The sequence below is a fragment of the Mesorhizobium sp. U510 genome (assembly GCF_059180695.1).
This window is the reverse complement of sequence record NZ_CP180531.1, coordinates 136,779-163,276: the sequence shown is the minus strand read 5'-3', so window position 1 is coordinate 163,276 and position 26,498 is coordinate 136,779. Positions and strand designations below refer to the sequence as shown.

Sequence of the window (26,498 nt, the reverse complement as noted above, 5' to 3'; positions counted from 1 at the left end):
GCAGACCAGGAATGACGGAACGCACGTTATCTTGCCTGAGGCCGCGCCGATCGACAGACTGGCCGGACCGCGCTCGATTGCCTGTGACGATGCTCCGTCAGTCCGATGGAAAAGTGCGCCACGACGGTTCGAGCGCTGCACCACTGCAGCGGAAACACGCCGTCGCAGAGCGCGGAAGATTGCACGGCGCATCGCCCGAAAGCGGGATCTTAGCGAAGAGAATAGAGTCGTATATTATCATCAGGGAGGAGGAACGACGATGGCCAAAAAGTATCCCGAAACACATGCGCGCCATGTTCGGTGACCGGCACCCGCGCACGGACACTGTCACTCTGGTTGGCCAGCCGACCGTGCAGCAGGTGCAAGACAATCTGACCGAAGTGATGCAGGCTCTGCTTTCGCCGCTCTACGAGCGCTTTGATTTCTTCGAGGCACCGTTCGAATTGTTCGACACGGAACTCAACAAGCTGCGCCGCGGGCGCTTTTAGACTCCGCGCCAAAGCCAAAACCCCCGGCCCGGCAATTGACGGACTGAAAGCGAAGACCTCGGCAAAGTCCGACTTGGACTAAAATCTGACCTTACGAATGCATAGCCTTCGCGGCAGCGATAGTTCGCATGCGGAACAGCAGCTTCTCGCACCACCCAGCCGATACCGGACTGTCCGCTTGCGGCCCAAGGCTGCCGGTCTGATTCGCGCCTCATCTCGGTCATATCGGCACCTTGGCCGCTCGCGAAAGCAGACATTTCTCGTGACGACCGTGACTCGGTGATTTGCGGCAGAAGCGGACATCACAGGCTTGTGGCTGCGCAAAGAACGCTGGCGAGGTACTGACAATGAGCGCTTGGCATGTAACAGTGTTTGCTAATGTAGGATGCATTTGGGGAAGGATGCCGCTCGCACTCTTGGCGGAATTTTTTTGGGGGAGAAAGCCGACATGCAGAGCTCAGTCGAAATCGACCTTGCTGGTCGACTCGAATCGGCGAACCGGTACATTGCCGAGCTAGAAGTCGCCAAAGCATCTGCGGCAACCCAACTCAGCCAACTTTCTGCCGACAACAAGCGCCTGCTCGACCTCACCGAGGACCGCGCAAAGGAACTCGCGATCCTCAACAGCGTCGGAGAAGCTATGGCCAAGACGTTGAATGTCAAGACTGTCACACGCATCGTCGGTGACAAGGTTCGGGAGATATTCGGGGAGGACATCACGGAGATACTGCTGCACGATGAGGCCTCTGATCTAATCACCGTCCCGTATTCATTCTATCGTGAGTACCAGGACGTGGAGCCGTTCACTTTGGGCGCAGGACTTACCTCGAAGGTCATTCTCTCTGGAACGCCGCTGGTTATCGATACTTTTGAACAGTCCCTCAAGTTTGATGTGATCGCACTTACTGAAGCGGAGCGATCAGAATCGTACATAGGCGTGCCGATCATCGCTGGAGGCAGAACTCTAGGCGTTGTCAGCGTGCAGAGTTACCAAAAGAACGCCTTTAGCGAAGATCACGTTCGTCTCTTGCAAGCTCTCTCTTCAAGCATGGGAGTTGCCATCTCGAATGCCCGCCTTTTCGACGAAACCCAGCGGCTGTTGAAAGTATCCGAGGACCGCGCAAAAGAACTCGCGATCCTCAACAGTGTCGGCGAAGCAATGGCCAAGACGTTGAATGTCAAGACCGTCACGCGCATCGTCGGTGACAAGGTGCGCGAGATATTTGGGACAGACGTCACCGAAATCCTGCTGCGTGATGAGAAGTCTGACCTGATCACCGTACCCTATGCGTTTTATAGGGACTATCAGGACCCCGAGCCATTTGCGATGGGCGAAGGTCTGACCTCCAAGGTCATACTGTCACGCAAGCCATTGGTTTTGGGCACGACTGAGCAACACGTTGCTCTGGGCGCACTTATACCTACAGAAGATGACAGGACGGAATCCTACTTGGGTGTGCCGATCATCGCGGGTGACAGGATTTTGGGTGTCGTCAGCGTTCAGAGCTACGAGAAGAATGTCTTCAATGAAGATCATGTGCGTCTGTTGCAGGGGCTGTCATCCAGCATGGGCGTCGCCATCTCCAACGCACATCTGTTCGATGAGACGCAGCGCCTGCTGAAAGTGACAGAGGACCGCGCAAAAGAACTGGCGATTCTCAACAGCGTTGGCGAAGCGATGACGAAGTCGCTTAACCTGGACACTGTTATTCGCTTGGTCGGCGACAAGGTGCGGGAGGCTTTCGGCACCGAAGTCAGTGAAATTTTGTTACAAGATAGCGAATCCGGCTTGATACATGTCCCTTATGCATACTTTAGGACCTATAGAGCTATCGATCCATTCCCAATGGGCATAGGAGTAGCTTCGAAAATCATCACAACAGGTGAGCCCTTTGTTTTTGGCACTCTTGAGGGAGGGAAAGAGCTTGGCGCCTACTTTCCACACGAAGAGGATAGGACTGCCTCCTACATAGGCGTGCCGATCAAGTCTGGTGAGGGAACACTGGGTGTTCTCAGTGTGCAGAGCTATCAGAAGCATGCCTTCGACGAGAACCACGTACGACTGCTGCAGACGGTGGCCTCCAGCATGGGGGTCGCCATCGCCAACGCCCGCCTGTTTAACGAAACACAGCGTCTGCTCAGGGTGACCGAAGCCCGCGCTGCCGAGCTTGGCGCCATCAGCACGGTCAGTCAGGCGCTCATTGCGGAATCGGAACTCGAAAGCACGATCCAGTTGATCGGCAACCAGATGCAGGAAATCTTCGATGCCGATATCGTGTACGTCGCTCTGCTCGACCCGCAAACCAAGCTGATCCATTTCCCCTACCAGTTTGGCGAGGCCTTCACCACGCTCACCCTCGGCGTAGGGCTGACAAGCAAAATCATCGAGACCGGACAGCCACTGCTCATCAATCAGGATGTGGCGGAACGTGGAGCTCAGATCGGGGCTACCCCCGTCGGCAAGGATGCCTTGTCCTATCTTGGCGTTCCGATCAAGACGGCGCAAGGCACGCTGGGCGTTATCAGTGTGCAGAGCACTACACGGGAGGGCATATTCACGGACGACTCGCTCCGCTTGCTCTCTACGATTGCCGCTAATGCCGGTGCCGCTCTGCACAACGCTCAGCTATTCACCGAGCTCAAACAGCTGTCCCTGGCGCTGCAGCAGGCAAAGGAGGCGGCCGAGGCCGCAAATGAGGCGAAGAGTTCGTTTCTGGCGACCATGAGCCACGAAATCCGCACACCAATGAACGGCGTGATCGGAATGAGCAACTTGTTGCTTAGTACAAAACTTGACGCTGAACAACGCGAGATTAGCGAGACGATCAGCAACAGCGGCGAAGCCCTGCTAACGATTATCAACGACATACTCGATTTCTCTAAGGTTGAGGCTGGCAAGCTGGAGCTCGATCCAAGTCCCTTCGAACTGCGGGAATGCCTTGAGAGCGCAATTGACCTGGTAGCCTCCAAGACCGCGGAGAAGGGGATCGACCTTGCGTACCTGGTGGAGTCCGGTACTCCCGACGGGATTGTCGCAGACTGCACAAGACTGCGGCAGATTTTGCTTAATTTCCTCAACAATGCTGTGAAATTCACGGAACGGGGTGAAATTGTACTATCGGTGGCGAGAGTTCCGCAGGCAGTTGAAGACGCGAAGACACCCTACAGCGATAGCGAAGAGGGCTTATCCACACTGCAATTCGCAGTACGCGATACCGGTATCGGAATTCCCGAGAGCCGACTGGATCGCTTGTTCAAGTCTTTCAGCCAGGTCGATGCCTCGACGACGCGGCGCTACGGCGGAACCGGGCTAGGGTTGGCGATCAGCAAAAGACTGGCAGAACTGATGGGCGGGAAGGTATGGGTGGAAAGTGTTGAAGGGTCAGGGACGACATTCTTCTTCACGATCCGTGCTGCCGTAGTGCCCGCCCCCAAGCAGGCGCAAATGTCTGTGGCCAAAGTTGAACTCGCAGGCAAGCGGTTGCTGATCGTTGACGACAACGCGACCAACCGGCGCATATTGTCTCTGCAGGCCCATTCTTGGGCCATGGTTCCACACACAACCGAATCGCCCCTTGACGCATTGCGCAGGATTTCGAGTGGCGAAAATTTTGACGCCGTCGTGCTCGACATGAGCATGCCAGAGATGGACGGCATAGAACTGGCCAAACGATTACGTGGGCTTGGTCAAAGGGGTGATCTTCCACTGATATTGTTGAGTTCCCTCGTACCTCTTGATGAGAAGAGCAAGGCGGCTATCGAGAGCATCAAATTTGCGGCGATGCTTCCTAAGCCGATCAAGCCCTCGCCGCTCCTCAATGCTTTCATGTCAGTCTTTGCCGAGGCTCCAACGCGTTCAGCCAAGCCTGATCAAGCCAAAAGTCCATCCCTCGACAACGAAATGGCGGCAAAATTGCCGCTTCGGATCCTGCTGGTTGATGACAACGTCACCAATCGGAAGATTGGCTCCAAGGTGCTTGAACGGCTTGGCTACAAGGTAGACTTGGCGGTGGATGGAGAGACGGCGATTTCGTCATTTGCCGAGGGACAACACGATGTCATCCTAATGGATATCGAGATGCCGGACATGGACGGGCTCGAAGCCACAAGGTTGATCCGCGCATCGGGCGCCCGGAATTCGCTGCAGCCTTTCATCGTTGCACTTACCGCCAATGCAATGGCCGGCGACCGCGAGCGTTACCTGGCAGCTGGGATGGATGATTACCTAAGCAAGCCGCTGCGCGTGGAGGAGTTGGTCGCCTCTCTTAAACGCGCCCACCAACATAACTGACAACAAAGGTCTGGTCATGGCTGTTGCGCAGGACGCTCTAGACAAGCTGCTTGATCTCATAGGTGGGGATCAAGACTCTCTTGCAGAACTCATTGAGAGTTTTCTGGAGGAATCCCCGTTGCTGGTCGAGCAGATGCGCCGGGCTGCGGAGTCGGGCGACCGTTCAGGCCTTGGCCGCACAGCCCATACGCTGAAATCAAGCGCGCGGGACTTCGGCGCCAACCAACTTTCCGCGCTTTGCGCGGCAATGGAACAATCCTGCCGCGACAGTATGCCCGGCGGGGCCGCGACGGAAGTGGAACTCATTGCGGGCGAGTGTGACAGGGCCAGCCGAGATCTAAGCTCGCGCCTTGCCGATCTGAAACAAGGGGGACAACCGAATGAGCATAGAATCGGAGACACAACGACTTGACGCTCGCGCATCTAAGGGTGCGCGCGTGCTCATAGTGGATGACTCAGGCACTGTGCGCCTGAAACTCAGCAAAGCTATCCAAACGCTTGGCCATGAAACAACAGCTGTCGCAAGTGGCAAGCTGGCGCTCGAACAGGTTAGCCAGAACTCATTTGATTTGGTGCTCCTTGATATAGTCATGCCCGAAATGGATGGGTTCGAGGTGCTCAAGGCGCTCAAGTCCTCGCGAGCCACTCGCGATTTGCCAGTGATCGTCATTTCGGCGCTCGATGAAGAAATGGGTAGCGTGATAAGCGCCATCGAGCTTGGCGCAGAAGATTTTCTGCCAAAGGACTTTGAGCCCGCTCTATTGAAGGCTCGTGTTGACACCTGCATCGAGAAAAAAAGACTCCGCGACGTTGAGACGGAATATCTGAGGCAGGTGACCAAGCTGACCAGGGCGGCCGCCACCTTAGAAACCGGGCGGTTCAATCCTTCGAAGCTTGGCATCCGCGATGTGGCAAGCCGCTCAGATGGTCTCGGAAAGCTTGCTACCGTGTTCGCGACAATGGCCCAGAAGGTCTACGAGCGAGAGCGAAAGATGCGGCAGAATATTCGCACGTTTCGTGGGGCTCTACTGCTGCTTGCATGTGGTGGGCTATGGGGCGTCGTCGTGCCACTTTCCAAGATGGCTTCGCTCGTTGAGGCTCATCCGGTAGGATTGGCAATCCTCATTGACGTCATAGGAGCTGTGTTCTGCGTCGGGATCAGTTTGAAGCGACGGACAATGCCGAGCCTCAAGGATCTCACCTGGGCGGATCGGCGGTTCATCCTTCGTTTTGCGTTCATTAGCTCGGTGATCAATCAGGTCCTGGTTTATTGGGTGGCAAGCAAGCTTCCAGCTTCCATCGTCTCTATCGTCATCGTGCTTGAGGGATTTGCCGTCTTCTTGTTCGCAGCTTTGATGCGGACCGAAGCTCCGAATTTGAAGCGCTTTGTAGGGCTTGGATTGGGTCTCGTCGGCATCTTCATCATCCTCCTCTACGGAGAGCCGGGAGAAATGGCCACCAGTTGGGTGTGGCTTGTCATTGCCCTTGTAATTCCCGTCACCTACGCGGCCGAGGATATCTATCTCTCTGAGTCAAAGCCCGCCAGCATCGATAACGTCGCCCTGTTCGGCATGTCGCTCGTCGTCTCGGTTTTGATGCTGATCCCACTTGCCGCTTTTTATCAGGACTTCGTGCCATTTGATCTATTGACCGGTCGCCTTGGCGTCATCGTCTTGCTGATGGCTGCCGCTGGCAATTTGGCGATGCTGCTTTTCATTCAGTTGATCGCCAGCACCGGTGCTGTCTTCGCAAGCCAGAACGCCTATGCGGGAACAGCAGCCGGCATTGGCTGGAGTATGCTGTTACTTGGAGAGGCGATACCAGTTGTGACCTGGGCTTCGCTTGCCCTAGTAATCGTAGGTCTCCTGATGGTCGAGCCAAAGCAGGAGGCTGAGGAAGAACCCCCGCCCCTTGACGACTCGCTGGAGGAATTTGTCCCGCGTCTTGATCTTCTGCCGTCACCCACGGAATGAGAGCTGTCAACCACTGATGCGCCCGACATCAAGGTGACAAGGGCGACTCTTCCGAAGGAGATTTAACGCAAATTCGTTCCACCAGAGACAATTCGAATGTTTTAGGGAGATCGCCACCCTCATGAGCGCTCAAGGCTTGCCCAGCGTTCTCGCGTTTGAACGCTACGACCCGACTGACGCCTCGCTAGACTGGCTGCGCGAGCGTGGGGTCAACGTCATTTTCGGCAATGCGCTCTGGGAAATGCCGTTCAAGCGCTTCACCGAGGATGAGCTGATTGCCAAGGCAAATGGCTGTGTCGCCTTGATGGGGGCAAGCGGCACCCGCATCACCAGGCGCGTGATACAGGCGCTTCCGGATCTGCGCTACATCTCAAAATATGGCATTGGCGTCGACAGCATCGACATCGACGCCGCCACCGAGCACGGCATTCTGGTTTCGAGTACGCCGAACGATTTTCAGATCTTCACGGTCAGCGAGCACGCGGTCGCCCTGATGCTGGCGGTTGCCAAACAACTTGGCACGTGGACGCCCGAATTCATGCGGCGTGGCGGGTGGCGCGGCCTGACACATGGCGCGACGCTGCGCGGCGCCGCCGTCGGCATCCTCGGCCTAGGCCGCATCGGCCGTGGCGTGGCGCAACGGCTGTCGGGCTGGGAGGCTCGCATCCTTGCCTATGATCCCTTCCTGAAGGAAGCGCCTCCAGGCATCGAACTCGTCGACTTCTCCACCCTGGTGGAGCAATCCGACTTCCTGACGCTGCACGCAACGCCGAGCCCGGATAACCATCACATCCTAAACGCCGCCGCGTTCGCGGAGATGAAACCGTCAGCTATCGTCGTGAACACCGGGCGCGGATCGCTGATCGACTACACGGCCCTGCGAGCAGCGCTGGCCAATGGCCAAATCGCGGGTGCGGCTCTCGACGTGTTCGACCAGGAGCCGCCGAAGACCGACGATCCGCTGTTTTCGCTACCCAACGTCTTGTGCACGCCGCATGTCGCCGCCTGGACGACTGAAGGAACTCAGGCCATCGGCTGGCATGCGGCCAAGAACCTGTGGGCGATGATGAGCGGCGAAGGACACGCCGATATCGTCAACCCGCAAGCCAAGCAGCGCAGGAGTGCGGCCTTGCTCGGCGACGTGTGATTCCACGAGGCTTCATGAATGCTCAACACCCCTCCTGGCTCAGGTTCGGACTGGTGGGCGAGGGGACCTCAGGGAAGAAACTGTAAACAGGCCGAAGAGCTTAAAGGCGTCGCTGCGGCTAGCGCAGGAGGTTGTCAAGGTAAGACACCCCCATCCGCCGCCATCACCGCATCTGCCTCGACATTCACGGGAGGCACGATGATCAAGGATGCGGGAAAGTCGAGAACTGCACTCGGCACAGAGCCGCCGGGCCTGGCTTTAGAACCATCCAATAGCTGGTAGCGCTGATTGACGTGGTGGCGTGAATGGCAAGGTCCACCCTCGCGTTGAAGTGATCGAAGCCTCCGGCGAATGGTTCATCCGTCTGGTCGAAGACGACCGAGAGTTAACCCGATCATTTGAGATGTAGCCTCGAGACGGAAACCTTCGCCCTAAGCTATGAGGGGACCGGTCGTTTCGCTTCATCGATTGTCGGATCTGCTATGACGCGCTTGGTGGTGGGCGGGAGGACTGCTTATTTGCGATTTCGTCCCATCAGCAGACAGTCCGCTAACGGGCCCAAATGAGACATTCGCGGTACTTCACCGAGTGCTGATGGCAGCGGATGTCTCAAGGATTCATTCAGGTCATGCCAAGCTGTTGTCGGCTGACATCTCGGCCACCAATTCGATTCATCTTTCGTGAAAGCCAGTGGTGCCCTTGCCTCCACGTCGGCCATTTCGCGGAGCGCACCAACGACCTCTCGAACGGGCTGATCTGACCGAAGGACGGCTGAAGCCTCGACCGCCTATGCCGCAATGGCGCGGCGCGCGTTTCTTCCCCTGGGCGAAGCCCATTCCTCGCGGAACCAAGAAACGCGCGCCTGCGCCATCCTCCGCTTTGCTGCGGTCGCAAGCGATGCGGCGGCGGTCGCCTCCGGCCTCTCGATCGCCATCGAGGTCGCATGGTGCGGGCTCGGAAACGAAGAGACGGAGACTGAAAAATGGCTACCATCGGCACTTTCAAGAAGACCAATGCGAACGAGTTCACCGGCGAGATCGTCACCCTCAGCGTCCAGGCCAAGGGCGTGCGCATCGTCCCCGACACAAGGGCCAGCGGCGAGAACGCTCCAAGCCACCGCGTGGTGGTCGGCAAGGCCGAAATCGGCGCCGCCTGGTCCAAGCGCTCCAACGAGGGCCGCGACTATCTCGGGCTCAAGCTCGACGATCCGAGCTTCACCGCTCCGATCTACGCCAACCTCTTCGCCGACGAGGAAGGCGAGGGCCACAGCCTCATATGGTCCCGCCCCAGCCGCCGCAACGGCGAATAAATCGCCAGACGCCTCGCCCGGTACCGGGCGAGGCGTTTCCTCTCGGTAACCGCGGAAGCTTTTCGCTCCCCCGGCCGCCATGACGGGCTTCCTGTCATCGGATGCATTGCTTGACGCGCGATGGCGCGAAGATGGTTGAGCGCCGCTGTCCCCAATTGCTGTGCGCGCCGCCGCCCCTCCTGAAGGCCTCTTGGCGGTGCGAAATAGCGCCCCGCAATTGCGCACCTGATCACGGCGCCCTTGCTCCTCCATCCTGGCCATCGATCGCCGTTCAATCGCGACGGCCGCAAGGAGACACCCCATGAATGCCGACGCCGCGCCATTGCCGCCGCGCTACCTGCGCACTTCGGAAGCAGCGCGTTTCCTCAGTCTTTCTGCGCGTACGCTGGAGAAACATCGCACCTACGGCACCGGGCCTGCCTATCGCAAACTCGGCGGCCGCGTCGTCTACGCCGTCGACGACTTGCAGGCCTGGGTGCAGCGTGGCGCGATGACATCGACATCCGATCCGCATGGCTCTGTGCTGCCCGCCAAGCCTCAAGCCGCACGCCTGATCGCCTATGCCGGACGCGAGCGGCGCTGAGCCCGCTGATCTCTCCTATGTCTGGACGCACACGCCAACCGTCGGAACGCGGACAGCTTGATCTGTTCCACGCGCTGCCCGGTGTCGTCGCGCCACGCGATGCGCAGGATCTTATGGCCTATCCCTTCTTCTCGCTTTCCAAATCCAGGCGCATCGCGCCGATCGACTTTCGCGCCGGCGATATCGCGATCCGCGTCGAAGCGATGCCCGACCACGGCATGGCGACGATCTGGGATGCCGATATCCTGATCTGGGCCGCGAGCCAGATCGTCAACGCGCGGGACGCCGGATTGCGCACGTCGCGCCTGATGGCTGCGACACCATACGAAATGCTCACCTTCGTCGGCCGCGGCGTCTCGAAGCGAGACTATTTGCGCCTCAAGGCGGCGCTCGACCGCCTGCAGTCGACAAGCGTCGTCACCTCCATTCGCCAGCCCGCCGAAGGCCGGCGCCATCGCTTCTCATGGATCAATGAATGGCAGGAGCGCTTCGATCGAAACGGCCGCCCGCTCGGCGTCGAATTGATCCTGCCCGATTGGTTCTATCGCGCCGTTATCGACGATGCGCTCATCCTGACGATTGACCGTGCCTATTTCGGACTGACGGGCGGCCTGGATCGGTGGCTCTATCGGCTGGTGCGCAAGCATGGCGGACGCCAGCGCGCCGGTTGGCGTTTCGACATCCGGCACCTGCATCAGAAGTCCGGCAGCCTCTCGCCGCTCAAGCGCTTTGCCTTCGAGCTGCGTGACATCGTGCGCCGCCAACCCTTGCCGGGATATCTGCTCTTCACGGAGGTCGAAGCCAGCGGCCGTGTGCTGTTGGCTTTCGAACCGGCGCCCGCGTCGGTGGACAGGATCGTGCCATCGGGAACCCGAACTATCGTGCCAACGGGAACCGCATCCTCGTGCTTTCGGGAACCGCGATCGGCCTTAAGGAACGGGCCCGCAACGGAAAATCACGCCCTTAACTTAGAGTCTAACTCTCAATCTAACAGTCTTGCGAGCAAGCTGCGGACTGACGGTGGGCAGAAGAGGCGATGCGTTGGCCGGCGCGAGGGAGACGACACATGACGTCGTCTCCCCAATCTACGTCGCGCGGCAACCTCACGACGGTCGAGCTGATCTGGATCGAGAAGCGGGTCGAGCATCGCATCCGCTTCGGACGTCCATCCCATGAGACGATCATCGACAAGCAGCGGCGCGTCGTCGGATTTGCGCCGGGCAGTGTTTTTGCGTTCGTGCGCTGGGCGGCGAATGACTTTGGTACTGTCGTTTCGCGCATCGACATCGTGCGCGCCGTCTTGCCCGCTGAACCTTATCAGACGCTGCCCTACATCCGGCCAGGCGGCGAGATCCTCCTCAAGGTCGCCGGCTGGGACAAGGTTGAGCGGGTTCTCCAACGGATCGATACGATCGAGGCGATCGGCCTCGATCCGGTCGAGGCCGCACCAGACTATTGGCGTCAGACCCACAACCGTCTGGTCGCCGGCGCAACGCCGCGTGCCTATTCGCTCGACCAGCACCGGGCCTTTCTGTTGCGCAAGCGAGCGACGTCATGAGCCGCGTCGCTTGCATGGTCGCAGCGCTTGCGGCCGTCGTCGCGGCGGTCGCTCCGGCTGTCATGAAAATGCCGCCGCTGCTGCTGTGGAATGCATCGGCCAGCGCGCCGCTTGGGCTCTATGCGATCAGGAAAATGGCCGTTCCGACGGCTGGCGCGCTCGCTGTCCTCGCACCGCCAGACAAGGTCGCCAGGTTCGCCGCCAGGCGTGGCTACCTTCCGCTCGGCGTGCCGATGCTGAAGCACATCGAGGGACTTCCTGGGAGCCAAGTCTGCCGCGCAGGCCGCGTCATCATGGTGAACGGACTTGCGGTGGGTGCAGCGCAGGAGCGCGACCGCAAGGGGCGCGCGCTGCCTGAATGGCAGGGTTGCCGCGTCATCGCCGCCGCCGAGATCTTCGTCATGAACCGAGCAGTCGAAGACAGTCTCGACGGCCGCTATTTCGGGCCGTTTCCGACGAGCTCGATCGTCGGAGCCGCGCTGCCGCTTTGGACCGACGAGAGGGGCGATGGCCACTACACCTGGCTCGCTCCGGCGAACTGAATTCAGTCCAGCCAACAACAGATAGGAGATAATCCATGGCCGAGATCGGCGTCTTCCAAAAAACAGAATCGGGTTATTCCGGACGCATTCGAACGCTGCTCGTGGATGCCGAGCTGGTGCTTGTGCCCACAAAAACATCTGACGACAAAGCGCCGGATTTTCGCATCCACATCGGCGACGGCAGCGGCCCCGAGGTCGGCGCGGCCTGGAAGGAAACCGGACAGACGGCTGGCGCCTATCTGTCGTTCCGGTTGGAAGATCCGCTGTTTGGCCGGCGCTTTCGCGCCGGTCTGTTCCAATCCGACGACGGCTCCTGGTCGCTGCGCTGGATCCGGCCGAAGCCGCGGCCGGAGCGTGCTCGATGAGTGGGCCATCGGCGCCGAAACGTGCGGACGGAAGCCGACCCGTCAGTCGGTTGCCTGGTCGGCGTGAAGCACTCTGGCTTATCGCTGGCATGCTGATGGTCTGTCACGCAATGACGGGGGCGCTGGCACAGTCCGCGCCGGCCCCGCGCAAATCCGCGGAGGATCCTTATGAAGCACCTATCGCCGAGGCGTCGCATCGCTTCCGTGTTCCCGAGCGCTGGATTCGGGCAATCATGCACCTCGAAAGCGCCCGCGACCCGCGCGCTGTTTCGCGAAAGGGGGCCGTGGGCTTGATGCAGATCATGCCCGATACCTTTGCCGAGCTGCGCCTTCGCCACCAGCTCGGCCGCGATCCCTATGATCCACATGACAACATCCTTGCAGGCGCCGCTTATCTTCGCGAGCTCTATGATCGATACGGTTCACCGGGCTTCCTCGCCGCCTACAATGCCGGGCCAGGGCGTTACGAAGCCTCCTTGAAGGGGCGTCCGCTGCCGGCCGAGACCCGGGCCTATGTTGCGACGCTCCGCCCTTTCTGGGGCGGCGGTGATGCAGCCGGCGCGTTCACCGCCGGTCATGCCAAGATTATCAGCTGGAAGGCCGCGCCGCTGTTTCCGGCCCGGTCCGGGTCGATGGCCGCTTCCGGTCTTTCGTCCGGCGACAACGCTTCCGTCGAGATCTCGTCGCCGCCGTTGGCGCGCAGACTTTTCGCGGCCGGTTCGCAGCCGCGCCAGCTGTTCACGGGTTCCGACGTCCGGACATCGCAGCGATGACGAAGTCTCCGTCAGATCGCTCCCTGGTCTCTCGTTTGACGTCGCAGCCAATGAGGCGAGCAGAGCACAGGGCAACAACCGAGGGATGGCAGGATAAAAGGGCGCACGTTGCGCGGCGGTCGGGTGGTTGTTCTTGCTTGATTTTCTGGCGTGTTCCGCACATTGCCGGCCACTGGCGCAATGTGCATGAAGAAGCCAACATATTGTATTTGTTTTTCTTTTTCCACATTGCGGTGCCGCGCCATGGCTGATAAGCGCGAGTTTCGCATTCGACCCGGGCGCATCCGCTCCACGCGCGCCCAGCAGGCCCGGCCCTTCATCGCGCAGGTTTTGGCCGCGGCGAAAAAGGCCGGCGGCGGTATTTCGCGCTCGGGCCGGATTGTACAAGCAAGCCGCTCCCGCTTTGGTCACGGTCAGCGCGCCAGCATCCAGGCCAACCGCCTCATCACCTCGCGGTCGCGCGGCGCCGTCGTCAAGGCGCGCGTCGTCCGTCATTCCGCGCGCGCCGCTCCACTTGGCACCCACCTCAACTATCTGCGCCGCGAGGGTGTCAGCCGGGACGGGGAGAAGGGGCAGTTGTTCGGTCCGGAGACGGAGAATGCCGACGCCGCTTCCTTCGCCGCGCGCGCCAAGGACGATCGTCACCATTTCCGCTTCATCGTGTCGCCGGACGACGCTCTCGAGATGGCGGACCTCAACGCCTTCACCCGCGATCTGGTGGGGCAGATGGAGAAGGACCTCGACACGCGGCTCGACTGGGTGGCGGTCGATCACTGGAACACCGAGCATCCCCACATTCACCTGATCGTGCGTGGCGTCCGCGACGATGGCCAGGATCTGGTCATCGCGCGTGACTACATCAAGGAAGGCATGCGCGACCGGGCTCGCGATCTGGTCACCCAGGAACTGGGTCCGCGCACCGATCTCGATATCCGCCACAGGCTCGAAAGCCAGATCCAGTCCGAGCGGTGGACGCAACTCGATCGGCAGTTGCTTCGCGACAGCCGTGACAGCGGGATCATCGATCTCGCGCCATCTCGCCAAAGGCAACCGGACGAGTATAACGCGCTGAAGATCGGCCGCCTGCGCAAGCTCGAGACCCTTGGTCTTGCCCAACAGGCCGGGCCTGGCCAATGGGCAATTGACGAACGGGCCGAAGCAGCACTGCGCGAGCTAGGCGAACGCGGCGACATCATCAAGCGCATCCATCGCGCGATGAGTGCGGCTGGCATCGAGCATGGCTCAGCCAATTATGTCCTGGCCGCGGAAAGCCTGGAGACGCCGGTTATCGGCCGGCTGGTCGATCGTGGGCTCGATGACGAACTGATCGGCACGGCCTATGCTGTTGTCGACGGCATCGACGGACGCACCCATCACATCAAGCTTTCCGATCTGGAGGCGGCTGGCGACAGCGCACCGGGATCGATTGTCGAGCTGCGCAAATTCGATGATGCGCGCGGTCAAGGCCGGGCCGCACTCGCCGTGCGCTCCGATCTTGGCGTGGATCAGCAGATCACGGCATCGGGTGCGACCTGGCTCGACCGTCAGGCAATCGCGCGCGAACCGGCCGCCCTGGCCGAGTCCGGCTTCGGCGCCGAGGTTCGCGACGCCCTCGACCGGCGCGCCGAACATCTTGTCAAACAGGGGCTCGCGGAGCGGCAAGGCAGACGCATCATCTTCACCCGAAGCTTGCTCGATACACTGCGGCGGGTGGAACTGGGGACGCTTGGCGACAGGCTCGCGGCCGACACTGGTAAGCCCTTCAAGCGCGCCGCCAGCGGAGACTTCGTTGCCGGCGCCTATCGCCAGCGCTTGTCACTCGCCTCCGGCCGTTTCGCCATGATCGACGACGGGCTCGGCTTCCAGTTCGTCCCCTGGACGCCCTCACTCGAAAAGCATCTCGGCCGGCACGTCTCCGGTGTCGTGCGCGGCGATGGCGGCATCGACTGGAGTTTTGGCCGCAAGAAGGGGCTCGGCCTCTGAAACCAGATGAAAGGAGCACGCCATGTCCGCCACGAAAATCCTGTGGGGTCAGATACTCACGGTCTTCCTGATCGTCCTCTTGACGACCTGGGTGGCAACGCAATGGACCGCCTGGCAACTCGGTTTCCAGGCCGGGCTTGGTCCACCCTGGTTCGAGATCGCTGGGCTGCCCATTTACTATCCGCCCGCTCTGTTCTGGTGGTGGTATTTCTACGACGCCTACGCCCCGTCTATCTTCGTGAAAGGCGGCTTGATCGCCGTGTCTGGTGGCTTCCTCTCGATCATTGTTGCCATCGGCATGTCGGTGTGGCGGGCGCGTGAAGCCAAGACTGTTCAGACCTACGGGTCGGCGCGCTGGGCTGATAAGCGGGAGGTCGAGGCAGCGGGCCTGATCGACAACGATGGTGTCGTGCTCGGGCGTTATGATCGCCATTATCTGCGCCACGATGGGCCTGAGCATGTGTTGTGCTTCGCCCCGACCCGGTCCGGCAAGGGTGTCGGCCTGGTGGTGCCTTCGCTTTTGACCTGGCCGGGCTCGGCGATCGTCCACGACATCAAGGGCGAGAACTGGCAGCTCACCGCAGGCTTTCGCGCTCTGCACGGTCGCGTGCTGCTTTTCGATCCGACCAATTCGCGATCGTCAGCCTACAATCCGCTTCTGGAAGTCCGCCGCGGCGAATGGGAGGTCCGCGACGTCCAGAACATCGCCGACATTCTTGTCGATCCGGAAGGGAGCCTGGAAAAGCGCAACCATTGGGAGAAGACCAGTCACGCGCTGCTGGTCGGCGCGATCCTCCACGTTCTCTACGCCGAGCAGGACAAGACGCTCGCCGGCGTCGCCGCCTTTCTTTCCGATCCGAAGCGCCCGATAGAATCGACGCTTGCCGCGATGATGAAGACCGCGCATCTCGGTGACGCCGGCCCGCATCCGGTCATCGCCAGTGCGGCGCGCGAGCTGCTCAACAAATCCGACAATGAACGCTCAGGCGTGCTGTCCACCGCGATGTCCTTCCTCGGTCTCTACCGCGATCCGGTTGTCGCCGGCGTGACACGGCGCTGCGACTGGCGAATTCGCGACATCGTCGGGGGGAGGCAACCAGCAACGCTCTATCTCGTCGTGCCGCCTTCGGACATCAACCGGACCAAACCGCTTATCCGCCTCATCCTCAATCAGATCGGTCGCCGCCTCACTGAGGACCTGCCTACCAAGACAACCCGCCACCGGTTGCTTCTGATGTTGGACGAGTTCCCGGCACTGGGCCGCCTCGATTTCTTCGAGAGCGCGTTGGCCTTCATGGCGGGCTATGGCCTGAAAAGCTTTCTCATCACGCAGTCGCTCAACCAGATCGAGAAGGCCTACGGTCCCAACAACTCGGTCCTCGACAATTGTCATGTCCGCGTCAGCTTCGCCACGAACGACGAGAGAACTGCCAAGCGGGTCTCGGACGCACTCGGCACGGCAACCGAAATGCGGGCGATGAAGAACTATGCCGGTCACCGGCTCTCGCCCTGGCTCGGGCATCTCATGGTGTCGAGACAAGAGACGGCGCGGCAGTTGCTCACTCCTGGCGAGATCATGCAGCTTCCGCCGACCGACGAGATCGTCATGGTGGCGGGGTTGCCGCCAATCAGAGCCAAGAAGGCCCGATATTACGAGGACACCAGTTTTAAGGAGCGCGTGTTGCCGCCACCCGAACTGGCGCGGTCCGGAGAAGCCGAGCCTGACGACTGGAGCCAGTTGCCGGTCCTGGCTCACTCTGAGGCGACGCAAGCTTCCGGCATGCTTCAGCAGGACGATGGTGATCCAACGGGGTCGGAGCGCCGCCTGCAGGCCGAACTCAATCGGGCGCAGGCGGTCGAGAAAGCGGCGCCGATCGAAAACGAATTCGATATGGAACCGGACGACGATGCCGACGACCATGATGCGGTCCGCAACCGGCGCCTGGCGCGCCTCATGCAGGGTGTTGCACGGCAGGTTTCCCTGGACCCCGATGACGGCATGGAGCTGTAGGCGCCATGACGGCTCGCAAAAGGAAAGTGCAGATTTCCGTTTATCTCGACCAGGCCATCATGACGATGCTTGGCGATTATGCGGCGCGGCGCGGTCAACCCCAATCCATGATTGCGGAAGCAGCACTCGCTTCCTTCCTGTCGCCGGATGCGGATGCACGCCGCGAGGCCGCTATCGCCAAGCGCCTCGATCAGGTCGATCGGCGCCTGGCCAGGCAGGAGCGCGATATCGGCATTGCGGTCGAGACACTGGCGGTCTTTGTCCGCTTCTGGCTGGCGACAACGCCGGCGTTGCCCGAGCCCGCCGCCCAGGCCGCGCGCGCCAAGGCGGCCGAACGCTACGAAGCCTTCGTGACGGCCCTGGGCAGACGCCTGGCGAAGGGGCCGAAACTGCGACAGGAGATTTCCGAAGATATCAATCCGACGGACAATAGCGAAAACCCACCCTGACGGATTGCAGGTCAATCATTGGCTGGCTTGGAGCCTGATGGCCATGTTCATCATGATGATGGGTATACTCGACGCCCCTGGCGATCACGCGACGACAAAGTTGGCGTACCAATGACGACCGATGATGATCAGCCGCGGCAACAGGATGAGCGAGCAAGTCCCGGCAGCCGGTTCGTCGCAACTTGATCAATCGATGGCATCAGCCTTGTTATCGGTGAGAAGAGCCGCCCGCTTGCCGATAGCCGACTTGACTGAGTCGACAAGCTGCTCAGGAAAGCCACGGGGCAAGGAGATGATCACCTCGTCGGCCTGCTTCTCCACGTTTTCAGCAATGTCATCGAAAATTCTGCGCATGACAGGGGTGCCCACGCCGGCAATGTCAGCGGTCTTCAGGAAGTGGCGTGGCATGATTTCAGGTACCGAATAGTGATTGTTCCTGCCGACCGACATTGCCAGTTTGAATTTCTTGCGAGGGATCTGTCCGGTATCAAGGCTGGGCTGCGCGGTCAGCACGTCGTAAAGGGGCGTCATGCGGAATTGTCCCCCAGGGCTCAGAAAAATACTGAAATTCTTGGCGTGGCCATCGGTCGCGCCAATCAGCCAGAACAAGATGCAGGTGCGCAAGAAGGTGGCGATGTCTTCATCAGGCGTATCGCTGCCCTTCAAGAGCTCGATAATCTCCCGCATCCCGGGGCCGCCGTCGGACTGGTACTTGCGCGTCGGCGGCACCGACAGCGCTTGACAGATATCTTCCTGCGGCAGGCGCAGGAGGCGGCCGTCGCGGGCCCACAGCCGGTCGAAGCGTTCCACGATCAGCGTGCGGCGCTTGCCGAAGTCAGCGATCTGCGCCTGGGCGGCGGGAACGCCAAACACTTGCAGCAGCCTAAGGCACAGATACTCGTTCTCGACGCTGTTGGAGAGATCGATGCCGTTCGGCAGCCGGCCGATCTGCGGCTTCAGGATATGGGTGGTCGCTGCCGTGCCGATCGGTTTGAACCAGCCTCCGTCCTTGCGCAGCAGTGCGGTCTTTTCCTGCGCGCCGGCAATCGAAATGCGAAAGTCCTCATCCTCGCCGAGGCCTAGCGGAGCGGCGGCAAGGTTCTCGATGATTCCGGCGACGTCCTCGTTGCTGACCGGCTTGCCTTCGACACTGCCGGGAGGGCCTGGATCCATGCCATCGGGCAGGAATTGCAACGCACCGACGCAGTCATGGCCGAGCGCAGCCAGCATGCTGTAGGGGTCGGTGCCGTCGGCGCCTACCCGTTCGGCAACACGCCTGCGTATGGCGTCATTGTCGGGAAGCAGGTTGTCGAAGACGTTGGTCACCGGCGTGCCGATATAGCGGTCTTCCCGCAAAGGAAGCGAGAGTGAGATCGGGAAGGTGCCGCGCCAGTCCAGCCATTCGCGGGCGTATTGGAAGTCGATGGCGCCCGTCGATTCCCTGCGCAGGATGCCGACCAGGCGCCCGTTCAGGAAGACATTCAGGGGGATGTGAACCCGGCGACGTGCCATCAGAACAGATCCTCGATATCAGCAGAGCTGCCTTTGCTGCGCGCGCGCACGACGAGTTCAAGGTCGAGGGCGGAGAGGGCGGCCATCAAGGTGCGGAGTTGCATCGCGGGCTCGCCGGCCTCGAGGCGGGAGACCGTACCCTGGCGCAAGTGGATCTGGTTGCCGAGCGAGCCCTGTGTGAGCCCGGCGTTCTTGCGGGCGCGGCGCAGAATGGCCCCGAGTTGTTTTTCGTTCCGAGCGATCTGGTCTATCATGATGGGTCTCCACGCCCGCAATATGCGCGATCGCGTATTGATCGTCAATATACGGAGTTGCGTATAAAATTGGAGTATACGCGGTCGCGTATATGGTGAAGATATACGCGATCGCGTATGATGACAACTTGTCAGCTGGCAACACGAGCGTCTGCCCGAGCGGCTACGCCTCGACTTACTTTCCCGAGCTCGGGTGTGGGGAATGGGAGGTCCGCGACGTACAAACATCGCCGACATCCTGGTCGATCCCGAAGGGTAGCTCGAAAGGCGCAACCATTGGGAAAACACGAGCCACGCGCTGCTGGTCGGTGCGATCCTGCGCGTGCTCAATGCCGGACCGGACAAGACCCTGGCGGCGTCGCGGCATTCCTGTCCGATCCGAAGCGCCCGATCGAATTGACCAAGGCGGCCATGATGACGACGCCGCATCTGGGAGAGGGCGGTCCGCACCCGGTCATCGCCAGCGCGGGCCGCCCGCGCTAGCGCAGCGCCGCCCGCGCTGTTGATGCCAGCTGGGTTCTGTTGCTGATGGCGTTCAGTTGGCGGCTCCGCACAATTGCGACGTTGTCAATCCTGGCGGCACGTTCTCCGTCGGGCCAAATCCGTACTTCGCCATAATGGTGGCGATCATGCCATTCGACATGACCTTCGCCAGACCCTGATTGTAGAGGTCGCGCAGATCGCCATCGTCCTTCCTGAACGCGATCGCGATGTAGCTGATCGACTTCTCGTCCGTCGTAAACGGGCTGGCGCGCTCCAGATCGGGGCTCTTATTGCCGGCAAGCAGCCCGATCACCGTCGGGGAGGAGAACAGAGCCGCGTCGATGCGGCCGGCGCGCAGTGCCGCGATGTTGGTCTCGATGTCGGGGAACTGCAGGATGCGGTCTTCCGGCACGCCCTCGGTGATGGCGTTCTTGATGACATTGCTGCCGCGGCCGCCACCCATGATCGCGTCGGATTTCTTGGCAAGATCGGCATAGCTATGGATCGCCTTGGGGTTGCCGGCGAGCACGATCGCCGCGTCGTCCGACCTCAGGTCGGGAGCGCCGAAGGCCACCTGCTGGCATCGCTCCGGCGTTATCGACAGTCCGGATGCAACGGCATCGAAACGCCCGGCCATCAGGCCCGGGATCAAGGCGCCGAACTCGGTGACCTCGAAGTCGACCTGCTTGACGCCGAGATCGGCAAAGGCAGCCCTGAGAAGATCCGGATGCCAGCCGAGCAGTTCGCCGGTTCCCTCCTTCTTGTAGCCCCATGGCGAGCGGTTGTGGACGCCGATGACGATGCGCCCTTCCTTCAAGACGCGTTCTTTCGTGGTCTCTGCCGTTGCCGGCAGCACAGATCCAACAAGCGCGGCATAGGCGATGCAGGCCAGGCCAATCGCAGCCGATCGGGCTCGAAATTTCATCGGGGGTCCTCCCATGAGTTTGAGTTGCGCGAAGGCGTCCCGCCTCAGCCGCTCAACGCTACGGTTGGATGTACATCCTCGTCAATATATATGTACAAATTATGTACAGATAGGTGTAACATTACGAAAAGTAGTTCTTGACGGCGCGGTGAATTCCGGTCCCGGTCGCTCGATCATGTGGCTTCAGCAGGCGTTGCGGCCTGCCTATACCGGCCGCATTGACGGCGTCCTCGGCATGGGCACGCTTGCGGCGCTGAAGGCGGACAAGAACAACGACGCGCTGATCGACCGCATTTGTAGCGCCCGCATGGCCTTCCTGAAGCACCTCAGCACGTTCGGAACCTTCGGCCGGGGCTGGACGGCTCGCGTTGCTGAAGTCCGAGCAATCGGCCAGGCATGGGCAACCGGTCAGGTGCCACAGGCGGCTAACTTCGTCGACGGCGGCCAAGCGAAAGCCTTTGTCGATGATGCCAACGCCGCACCGTCGACCGCGCCGGCGGACTTGGCAACTGGCGCCGGCACCGGTGGCCTCGGTCTGTCTGGTTACCTCTATGATCTGCAGAACCAGCTGTCGCCGCTGTCCTACACCAGCGAGTGGATCGGCAAGGTGGTCGTGGTCGTGGCACTCGCAAGCGCGGTGCTGGCGATCGGCGGGCTCGGCTATCGCTGGTACGCCAATCGCAAGGCCAAGCGTCTCGCCGCGGCGCTTGGAACGGCGCCGGCGTGACCTGGCTCATCCCCTTTGTCGCCGGCGTCGTCGGCGTGCCCCGGCCAGTCGCTGTCATCATCGCGTGGACGGCGATTGCGGTTGCCATCTCGGGCGCCGTGTTCGCCGGCTACGAGTTCATCAAGGACAAAGGCGCTGATGAGGTTCGCGCCAAAATCGAGAAGGGAAATCAGGATGCGATACGCAAGGGCATCGACGCTCGCATGTCTCTTGATGAGTGCATTGACGCTGGCGGCGTGTACGACTTCGGACGTCAGCGGTGTACCGCCGCTACGCTCGGCCCTCGGTAGCAGCCTTCCCGGTGCACAAGGCAAGACGGTTGCCGATCAGAACAAGATCGACCGCACCGTAGCGCCAGGTTGCGCGGTGAAGCTCTACACCCGCGCAGAATGCGATCTGCACACCAAGGCCAGCGCCGCGCGCCGCGCCGAACTTAAATCATAGCAGGGCAGGGAATGATGCCGACGTCGGGAACGAAGAGCCTTGAGATGATGATCGGCGGGCTGCTGCAAGCCACGCAGGATATGCATCGGGACATCACCGAAATCCGGCGCGACATTAAGGACAGCGATGCGCGAGCCGCGCTGAGCTACAAGCAATCGGAACAGCGCGCCGCCTCCAGTCGTGCGAAAATGTATCAGAAGACCGACGAACTGGTTGAGCGTGTGACCGCTACCGAAAGTGCTGTCAGTAAACTCAACGCCGACATGACCAGCGTCAAGGACGTCACCGCTGAAGTGACACGCTGGAAGCTCATGGGGCTTGGCGCGCTCGGCGTCACGGGCATGGCAGCGGCGGCGCTGGCATCCTTGATCACGGCGTATTGGTCAAATATCTGGCGTGTGCTGCGGGGCTTCACCAGGCCTCTCGCTATGGCGGACCATTTTAGCCCGATTTTTGTCCCCAGCATTGGACGAGGAGTTTGTCGATCACCGTCGTGGCAGGATCGTTCAGATGGTGGACCAACGCCTCTTTGTGTTCATTCAATTCGGTCTCCGCCAACAATCCTTTGTCGAGTATCTTCTCTCGAACTGACTCAATGAGTGCAATAAGGTGGGTGCGGCGGTAATCTCCCACTGGAGGCGTTTCGACTGTTACCCTTGACCGGATATTTTGGACGTTGGCTGCACGCAGCAACCCAGGAAGTCGTCTACCAATAAAGCCATCGCCGCCGCCCGCGTGAAAGGCTGCATGAAACGCGTTTAGCAAGACATCCCAAGACGCGTGAGCTGGCTGACAAAGCCATGAGACATTGTCCACATCTTCGACGGCTATCGTTCCGCCTGGGCGAAGCAGCGACAGCATCTCAGATAACAACTGCTCACGGGCCGATACATTGATCATCACCAGGCGCTCGTGGGCGAAGTCGAATGCGGACTTCTCCAACCCAGTATTGAGAGCATCGGCGTGGACAATCGTTACGTTGCTCAGCCCGCGCCTTGCGATCTCGCCGCGCGCCATTTCCACGAAGCGCTGCTCGCGTTCGAGACCAACGACCGATCCGTGGGGACCAACGCGTTGTGACAACAAATCGAGAATTCCGATAGGGCCGCAGCCAATGTCGACGGCTGTCCAGCCAGGCTGAATTGTGATCTGATCCAGGAGCCAATTGGCCGAGGCCTCATATTGTTTGGCTTGGGCAAGCAATCGATCCCGCTCAGTCTGTGTGCCGCCTAACGGATAACTTTGAGATTGGCCATCAACAGCCATTTAGCGCCCCTCAATTCCAAATAGACGTTTCAGCGAAGCGTTGTTAATGCAAGTAGCCTTGGCTGACCCCACAAAGTTATGATCGAAACAACCCGTCCGACGACAGTTTTTCTCAGCGCTGGTTGATCCCTTACCCGTTGCTCTACCTGACGGAGGGCAGGTCTTTTTTGCATATAAGCGGAACCTGATATTCGTCGGCTGGTTCTTGGCGTGCAGCAATCCCCTCCGCTGCGGCCAGGGGAATTCGCTCTTGGCCGGGCCCGCTTCTTCCCCCATTGAGGCGGGCCCACCTTACAACTCCGTGTTAAGTTGCCCGCTGCCGAAAGGTGGCGGGCTTTTTCGTATTGGGGTGGAACATCGGTCTTTATTGGTTGTTTGACTAGAGGCGGGAGCCTCTTCAGCGGCGGCCGCTGACCAAAGACCCAAATCTTGGTCGGCCCGCGCATCTCCAAGATGTCGCGGGCCACTACCCTGAGTGTGAGGCATCATGACCAACATCAGAGCGCGAGCAGCAACTGGGAGGCCTGTGCTTGGCATGCTGCTGGGCGGGTTGTTGCTAGCAGTGATCGGCTGGGGCATCGGTCGACCAGATGACCAGGAAGCCATGGCTCGCAGTTCTGCCGGCGCCGCTGTTGTGCACCAACTGTCTGGAACCAACTAGCGCCCCAGCGCGATACTCAGCATTCTACCGACGCGCCTTGCGCCAGCCGGCACCGCGCGCCTCTGCCTCGCTGCAAAACCACCGCTCGCCATATTGGGGGCTGATCCGCGTTTCCCAGTAATGTTCTTGGCCGGGCACGTGGTAAATGCGCTGCCCGGTATTGATCGAGATATTTCCTTTGATGTTGCAGCCGCCGGCGAGCAGAGATGACGGATCGGGAACGTCTATGCTGCCAAGCCATTCGGCCGGAATGAGCTTCGCGACAGTCTCGAGGCTGCTCGGGCTTGCCGTGAGAACAGCCGCAAGAGGAACCATCACCAGTGCGAACAGGTATTGGGGTCGCCAAAACCCGCGTCTGCGCCGTTTCCTGGCGTTCTTGCGCCAACTGTCAGTCTGATCGGCACCTTCATGACGCTGGACTTTGCCCACGTACGTCTGTCTCTCTCGGCCCCGTTAGTAGCCCGTCTCGTGTCCCGTACGACCGCCTGGCTTGGCCTCGGCAGCTCGGCCGCCGCAAAGCTTGCCCGCGCTGTCCGTTTGTGTTTGAAGGTCGCAAGGATGTTGTTCGCCTGAACCGACATTCACCACGATGCCGGCTTGCGGTGCAGGCCCCAACATCGTCCCCCGATATCGTTGAACGACGCCGGCGATCCGCTGCCCATCGCTCTCAATGTGCGTGTTTTGGCTGTTCGGATTGAACGGGTCGACCGTCTGGGCGAGTCTGTTGGCGCGGTTGGCGTCGCCGGCGGCGAGCGTCACGGAGTCGTAGTGGTTAAGGTAGTCCGCGCCGCACCCGGCGACCGTGAGCATGGCGCCTAGATAAAGCACCACTTCCAGACGGGCCACTCGAACCATCAGACCGGCGCCGGGTTGACGCCAGCGGCTCTAAGCCGCGCGCCGAGCTTCGCCCGGGTGCCACATGCGGCCTTATCGCCAGCGACGCATTTGTTGTTCGCGTCCGACCAGTCAAGCAGCGCCGTGTTGATCCAACTGCCCGGTGCGCGCTGAATCCCGTAGGGTGTCGGCGGCGTACCAGCTGCCACGGCTGACGCAGCCGCGGCGCCTTGTCCGTGCGGCGCGCGCTTCCATCCACTTAGGATGAGGCAGTTCTTCATATATTGATCTTCGGCGGCCAGGTTACCAAGTGCATTGCCAATTCCGGCCCCAGCAACGAAGCCGGGCGATCCGATAGCAATATAGCCTTGGTCTACCGACCCTTTTTGCATTTCGCACTGAGCATGGGCGACGTCGAAACTAGGCCCATAACCTATTTGCATGTAGTCGGCTTGATTGCTTGTTTGGCATCCGCACAGCGGCGCAATGGCAACTAGTGCCATCAACATATTTCTGTTCATATCCCCAGCCCTCCCAAGGCTTAAGATCAGCATCTCCTAAAGTTATTATTTGCGCAAGGGATGACCGTTGTTCTGGTAAATTTCAGCGGAATTGACCAGAAATCTATGTGCTTTGCAAAATCAAAGGACATACGGGGTTATTCGCGGCGCGTTTGAAGGCCGTCGCGTCCTCCGCCGATATGACGAGCATCGAGTAAGTGGCCGCTGAGGTGACACGGTGGAAGCTGATGGGGCTTGGCGCCCTCGGTGTCACCTGTATGGCGGCGGCGACTCTGGCGTCGCTCGCTACGGCCTATTGGGGCGATATCTGGCGCTTGCTGCGCGGCGGGGGAATAGTAATCCTTCGGTTCTAGTCTGCGCTATATTCCGAGGGTTAATGCAACAAACAGAGCCGGCGCGAAGGCAAGGCCGATTGCCATGATAACGACGACGACGATGCCAAGTCTCTCCGTTCGTCTGACACGGTCCTCAATGTTGTCGTCCTCCGTTGAAAGGATGAGGTCGAGCGCTGACGAGATATCGGGAGCAGGGGTATTGTTATCATTGGCTGCTTGATTTGCGACGTCGTGGACTGGCGGGCTCTCGACAACGGTCACCGTCTGCCTCGCTTCTAAGAATTCTCAAGACGTCACCTCTAAGTCTGATCCGGCCCCCTCCACGAGCGAGGTGCTCGGGGTGCGGTCGTAACGTGATTGCAATGCTTCGGTTGCGGGGGCAGGACTTCAGTCGGGGGGCTCGCCGGACCTTAGCCTCACAGCGGTACGCAAATGCGTGCGTGCCACTGCTCGTCGCCTTCATGGTTCTGGTTTTTGGTTGCCGCCGGTTTGGGGCTTATGGCCGATCTGTTTTCCGGCCCCCACCAGGGCGCTATCTTCGGACGCCCGGGAACATAATGATTGTCGCGCCGTCTTCGGGATCCAGCGGTTTATGCCCAGGTTCTTCATGGTAGAGGACCTGGCGTAGATCGCGCTGATCGACCAACTGTCCGCAGTAGGGACAGGAATAGAAATGGTCTTCTTCTCGTGCTGGCCCGGCGCCATGTCGCTTGCCGTGAATAGGCGGGCCAAGGTCTGAAAGCTTGGTCATAGCGCGTCAACCCGGTTCATCGATCAGCGCTTTTTTCCGCTTGGGCGGGACGTAGCTCTGGATCAGACGCAGCTTGTCCAGATCGACCGTAACCATCGTCCCCAACGTGACCGTGACCTTGTCACCGTCAATCCGCGTAACGTGGCCGGTTAGCTCGATCTGCTGACCCTTCACCAGCTTGGTGGCCGGATCGATTATCGAATGGGGGAAATTGTAGCTCGGGATCGAGACGCTGACGCGGTCTTCCGTGACGCGCTTCAGCACCGTCGCCATTATCGCTACTTCGTCGCCGACCTTTATTGCCATGCACTGA

General features: G+C 60.3%; 28 protein-coding genes and 2 pseudogenes. 20 read left to right on the top strand and 10 right to left on the bottom strand.

The features are described 5' to 3' along the window. The first annotated feature begins 11 nt into the window (after nucleotides 1-11). The 15 genes from ACLGL5_RS00830 to ACLGL5_RS00760 all read left to right on the top strand — a co-directional run bounded on the left by ACLGL5_RS00830 (nucleotide 12) and on the right by ACLGL5_RS00760 (nucleotide 17,472). A complete protein-coding gene (locus ACLGL5_RS00830) occupies nucleotides 12-488 on the top strand; it encodes a hypothetical protein (protein ID WP_155249180.1) in 477 nt (158 codons plus the stop codon). 448 nt (nucleotides 489-936) lie between these two features. Beyond that, on the top strand, nucleotides 937-4,779 hold the full coding sequence (locus ACLGL5_RS00825; RefSeq protein ID WP_199201985.1) for a GAF domain-containing protein: 3,843 nt from the start codon (nucleotides 937-939) through the stop codon (nucleotides 4,777-4,779). 16 nt (nucleotides 4,780-4,795) lie between these two features. Beyond that, nucleotides 4,796-5,191, top strand: a complete 396-nt coding sequence (locus ACLGL5_RS00820) for an Hpt domain-containing protein (protein WP_019863628.1) — start codon at nucleotides 4,796-4,798, stop codon at nucleotides 5,189-5,191. Continuing rightward, on the top strand, nucleotides 5,160-6,752 hold the full coding sequence (locus tag ACLGL5_RS00815; protein ID WP_199201986.1) for a response regulator: 1,593 nt from the start codon (nucleotides 5,160-5,162) through the stop codon (nucleotides 6,750-6,752). Before ACLGL5_RS00820 ends, ACLGL5_RS00815 begins: the two co-directional genes overlap by 32 nt. 121 nt (nucleotides 6,753-6,873) lie before the next feature. Then, the gene (locus ACLGL5_RS00810) at nucleotides 6,874-7,899 is read left to right on the top strand and encodes a hydroxyacid dehydrogenase (protein ID WP_199201987.1); all 1,026 of its coding nucleotides are present in this window, start codon (nucleotides 6,874-6,876) and stop codon (nucleotides 7,897-7,899) included. A 982-nt stretch (nucleotides 7,900-8,881) separates the two neighbouring features. Continuing rightward, the gene (locus ACLGL5_RS00805; protein WP_027047842.1) at nucleotides 8,882-9,208 is read left to right on the top strand and encodes a DUF736 domain-containing protein; all 327 of its coding nucleotides are present in this window, start codon (nucleotides 8,882-8,884) and stop codon (nucleotides 9,206-9,208) included. A 301-nt stretch (nucleotides 9,209-9,509) separates the two neighbouring features. Further along, on the top strand, nucleotides 9,510-9,791 hold the full coding sequence (locus ACLGL5_RS00800) for a helix-turn-helix transcriptional regulator (RefSeq protein ID WP_019863632.1): 282 nt from the start codon (nucleotides 9,510-9,512) through the stop codon (nucleotides 9,789-9,791). 17 nt (nucleotides 9,792-9,808) lie between these two features. Continuing rightward, a complete protein-coding gene (locus ACLGL5_RS00795) occupies nucleotides 9,809-10,861 on the top strand; it encodes a replication initiator protein A (RefSeq protein ID WP_027047849.1) in 1,053 nt (350 codons plus the stop codon). Then, nucleotides 10,858-11,349, top strand: coding sequence for a DUF2840 domain-containing protein (locus ACLGL5_RS00790; protein WP_027047850.1), 492 nt, complete (start codon nucleotides 10,858-10,860; stop codon nucleotides 11,347-11,349). The genes ACLGL5_RS00795 and ACLGL5_RS00790 overlap by 4 nt, the downstream gene beginning before the upstream one ends. Continuing rightward, nucleotides 11,346-11,891, top strand: coding sequence for a S26 family signal peptidase (locus tag ACLGL5_RS00785; RefSeq protein WP_199201988.1), 546 nt, complete (start codon nucleotides 11,346-11,348; stop codon nucleotides 11,889-11,891). The genes ACLGL5_RS00790 and ACLGL5_RS00785 overlap by 4 nt, the downstream gene beginning before the upstream one ends. Before the next feature lie 35 nt (nucleotides 11,892-11,926). Further along, nucleotides 11,927-12,256, top strand: a complete 330-nt coding sequence (locus ACLGL5_RS00780) for a DUF736 domain-containing protein (protein WP_019863635.1) — start codon at nucleotides 11,927-11,929, stop codon at nucleotides 12,254-12,256. Continuing rightward, nucleotides 12,253-13,029, top strand: coding sequence for a lytic transglycosylase domain-containing protein (locus ACLGL5_RS00775; protein WP_027047851.1), 777 nt, complete (start codon nucleotides 12,253-12,255; stop codon nucleotides 13,027-13,029). The genes ACLGL5_RS00780 and ACLGL5_RS00775 overlap by 4 nt, the downstream gene beginning before the upstream one ends. Before the next feature lie 243 nt (nucleotides 13,030-13,272). After that, complete coding sequence (locus tag ACLGL5_RS00770; RefSeq protein WP_199202388.1) at nucleotides 13,273-15,012, top strand: relaxase/mobilization nuclease domain-containing protein; 1,740 nt, start codon at nucleotides 13,273-13,275, stop codon at nucleotides 15,010-15,012. Nucleotides 15,013-15,034: 22 nt separating this feature from the next. Further along, on the top strand, nucleotides 15,035-17,023 hold the full coding sequence (locus ACLGL5_RS00765; protein ID WP_199202389.1) for a conjugal transfer protein TraG: 1,989 nt from the start codon (nucleotides 15,035-15,037) through the stop codon (nucleotides 17,021-17,023). A gap of 5 nt (nucleotides 17,024-17,028) precedes the next feature. Continuing rightward, on the top strand, nucleotides 17,029-17,472 hold the full coding sequence (locus ACLGL5_RS00760; protein ID WP_199201991.1) for a CopG family transcriptional regulator: 444 nt from the start codon (nucleotides 17,029-17,031) through the stop codon (nucleotides 17,470-17,472). Nucleotides 17,473-17,658: 186 nt separating this feature from the next. Here the strand turns inward: ACLGL5_RS00760 and ACLGL5_RS00755 are convergent, their stop codons facing one another. Further along, a complete protein-coding gene (locus ACLGL5_RS00755; protein ID WP_494372729.1) occupies nucleotides 17,659-18,984 on the bottom strand; it encodes a type II toxin-antitoxin system HipA family toxin in 1,326 nt (441 codons plus the stop codon). Next, nucleotides 18,984-19,238, bottom strand: coding sequence for a helix-turn-helix domain-containing protein (locus ACLGL5_RS00750; RefSeq protein ID WP_019863645.1), 255 nt, complete (start codon nucleotides 19,236-19,238; stop codon nucleotides 18,984-18,986). The genes ACLGL5_RS00755 and ACLGL5_RS00750 overlap by 1 nt, the downstream gene beginning before the upstream one ends. Nucleotides 19,239-19,423: 185 nt before the next feature. Between ACLGL5_RS00750 and ACLGL5_RS00745 the strand changes: the two are divergent. Beyond that, nucleotides 19,424-19,712, top strand: a pseudogene (locus tag ACLGL5_RS00745) (type IV secretory system conjugative DNA transfer family protein); the annotation flags it as partial. A 61-nt stretch (nucleotides 19,713-19,773) separates the two neighbouring features. On the opposite strand, the gene ehuB reads toward ACLGL5_RS00745, so the two are convergent. Further along, complete coding sequence (gene ehuB / locus ACLGL5_RS00740; protein WP_064982437.1) at nucleotides 19,774-20,646, bottom strand: ectoine/hydroxyectoine ABC transporter substrate-binding protein EhuB; 873 nt, start codon at nucleotides 20,644-20,646, stop codon at nucleotides 19,774-19,776. Nucleotides 20,647-20,821: 175 nt separating this feature from the next. On the opposite strand from ehuB, the gene ACLGL5_RS00735 reads away from it, so the two are divergent. The 3 genes and pseudogenes from ACLGL5_RS00735 to ACLGL5_RS00725 form a co-directional block, all read left to right on the top strand. Then, on the top strand, nucleotides 20,822-21,373 hold the full coding sequence (locus tag ACLGL5_RS00735; protein WP_019863647.1) for a putative peptidoglycan-binding domain-containing protein: 552 nt from the start codon (nucleotides 20,822-20,824) through the stop codon (nucleotides 21,371-21,373). Then, nucleotides 21,370-21,663: a hypothetical protein gene (locus ACLGL5_RS00730; protein ID WP_019863648.1), complete on the top strand. Its 294-nt coding sequence runs from the start codon at nucleotides 21,370-21,372 to the stop codon at nucleotides 21,661-21,663. Before ACLGL5_RS00735 ends, ACLGL5_RS00730 begins: the two co-directional genes overlap by 4 nt. A gap of 165 nt (nucleotides 21,664-21,828) precedes the next feature. Then, a pseudogene (locus ACLGL5_RS00725) lies at nucleotides 21,829-22,173 on the top strand (DUF1515 family protein); the annotation flags it as partial. 85 nt (nucleotides 22,174-22,258) lie between these two features. On the opposite strand, the gene ACLGL5_RS00720 reads toward ACLGL5_RS00725, so the two are convergent. From ACLGL5_RS00720 to ACLGL5_RS00705, 4 genes are all read right to left on the bottom strand, one after another. Beyond that, a complete protein-coding gene (locus tag ACLGL5_RS00720; protein ID WP_019863649.1) occupies nucleotides 22,259-23,083 on the bottom strand; it encodes a methyltransferase domain-containing protein in 825 nt (274 codons plus the stop codon). A gap of 685 nt (nucleotides 23,084-23,768) precedes the next feature. Continuing rightward, nucleotides 23,769-24,173: a sunset domain-containing protein gene (locus ACLGL5_RS00715; protein ID WP_019863650.1), complete on the bottom strand. Its 405-nt coding sequence runs from the start codon at nucleotides 24,171-24,173 to the stop codon at nucleotides 23,769-23,771. Nucleotides 24,174-24,197: 24 nt separating this feature from the next. Then, nucleotides 24,198-24,599 carry a hypothetical protein gene (locus ACLGL5_RS00710; RefSeq protein ID WP_020629179.1) on the bottom strand — a complete coding sequence of 134 codons (402 nt, stop codon included), beginning with the start codon at nucleotides 24,597-24,599 and terminating at the stop codon, nucleotides 24,198-24,200. Continuing rightward, nucleotides 24,599-25,099, bottom strand: a complete 501-nt coding sequence (locus tag ACLGL5_RS00705) for a hypothetical protein (protein WP_147377495.1) — start codon at nucleotides 25,097-25,099, stop codon at nucleotides 24,599-24,601. The genes ACLGL5_RS00710 and ACLGL5_RS00705 overlap by 1 nt, the downstream gene beginning before the upstream one ends. A 197-nt stretch (nucleotides 25,100-25,296) precedes the next feature. Here ACLGL5_RS00705 and ACLGL5_RS00700 point away from each other — a divergent pair, with 197 nt between their 5' ends. After that, the gene (locus tag ACLGL5_RS00700) at nucleotides 25,297-25,452 is read left to right on the top strand and encodes a DUF1515 family protein (RefSeq protein WP_223217979.1); all 156 of its coding nucleotides are present in this window, start codon (nucleotides 25,297-25,299) and stop codon (nucleotides 25,450-25,452) included. 6 nt (nucleotides 25,453-25,458) lie between these two features. Here ACLGL5_RS00700 and ACLGL5_RS00695 read toward each other — a convergent pair whose 3' ends face one another. From ACLGL5_RS00695 to ACLGL5_RS00685, 3 genes are all read right to left on the bottom strand, one after another. Next, a complete protein-coding gene (locus ACLGL5_RS00695; RefSeq protein ID WP_019863654.1) occupies nucleotides 25,459-25,695 on the bottom strand; it encodes a hypothetical protein in 237 nt (78 codons plus the stop codon). Between the two features lie 198 nt (nucleotides 25,696-25,893). Further along, nucleotides 25,894-26,139 carry a hypothetical protein gene (locus ACLGL5_RS00690; protein ID WP_019863655.1) on the bottom strand — a complete coding sequence of 82 codons (246 nt, stop codon included), beginning with the start codon at nucleotides 26,137-26,139 and terminating at the stop codon, nucleotides 25,894-25,896. Nucleotides 26,140-26,191: 52 nt separating this feature from the next. Continuing rightward, a complete protein-coding gene (locus ACLGL5_RS00685; protein WP_019863656.1) occupies nucleotides 26,192-26,491 on the bottom strand; it encodes a hypothetical protein in 300 nt (99 codons plus the stop codon). Nucleotides 26,492-26,498 lie beyond the last annotated feature (7 nt).